The 1,092-nt window shown below is 66.7% G+C and carries 1 protein-coding gene and 1 pseudogene; both read right to left on the bottom strand.

Annotation, left to right across the window (positions count from 1 at the left end; all coding sequences use genetic code 11):
• The coding region (locus ACSHSS_RS30230; RefSeq protein WP_059783214.1) for an ABC transporter permease at positions 1 to 797 on the bottom strand (797 nt) is incomplete at its 3' end.
• A gap of 28 nt (positions 798 to 825) precedes the next feature.
• A pseudogene (locus ACSHSS_RS30225) lies at positions 826 to 1,092 on the bottom strand (ABC transporter permease); the annotation flags it as partial.

The raw sequence follows: 1,092 nt of genomic DNA, 5'->3' as shown, positions 1-1,092 counted from the left end.
TCGAGCGCGAGCAGCAGGCTCGTCGAGAACACGATCAGGATCGTCGCGAGCGCCGCGATCGTCGGGCTGATGTTTTCGCGGATGCCGGTAAACATCTGCCGCGGCAGCGTCGTCTGGTCCGCGCCAGCCAGAAACAGCGTGACGACCACTTCGTCGAACGACGTCGCGAACGCGAACAGCGCACCCGACATCACGCCCGGCGCAATCACCGGCAGCGTCACGCGGAAGAACGTCGTCACCGGATTCGCGCCCAGCGACAGGCTCGCGCGCACGAGGTTCTGGTTGAAGCCCTGCAGTGTCGCGGCTACCGTCGTCACGACGAACGGCACGCCGAGCGCCGCGTGCGCCGCGATCAGCCCCGTGTACGTGTTCGCGAGCCCCAGCGGCGCGAAGAACAGATACATGCCGACGCCGACCACCACCACCGGCACGATCATCGGCGAGAGCAGCACCGCCATCAGCAGCCCCTTGCCGCGGAATTCGGCCTTCGTCAGCCCGATCGCGGCCAGCGTGCCGAGCACGGTCGCGACGAGCGTCGCCGACGGCGCCACGATGAAGCTGTTCTTCGCGGCCATGCGCCACTCGTCCGACGCGATCAGGTTCTCGTACCAGCGCGTCGAGAACCCCGGAATCGGATACACGAGGAACGTGCTCGACGAGAACGACAGCGGCACGATCGCGAGCACCGGCAGGATCAGATACAGCAGCGTGAGCACGACGAGCACGCGCAATGCGACGTACCACGCGCGCTCGACGAACGACATGTGCGGCGCAAACAGCGGCCTGGCAAGTTTCATGATTCCCTCTCCTTCCCTGTCGGCGCGCTCAGCCAAGGCTCACGTTGGTGCGCGTGAAGCGCCCGTACACCGCGTACAGCACGAGCGTCGCCGCGAGCAGCAGCCCGCCGAGCGCGCACGCCATCCCCCAGTTGATCGTCACGTTCGTGAAGTAGGCGACGTAGTAGCTGACCATCTGGTCGTTCGGGCCGCCGAGCAGCGCCGGCGTGATGTAGTAGCCGATCGCGAGGATGAACACGAGCAGCGCGCCCGCGCCGACGCCCGGATACGTCTGCGGCACGTACACGCGCCAGAA

Source organism: Burkholderia sp. BC1, assembly GCF_052683555.1.
Note: the sequence above shows the minus strand (reverse complement) of the source record. Positions and strands in the feature narration are given on the sequence as shown.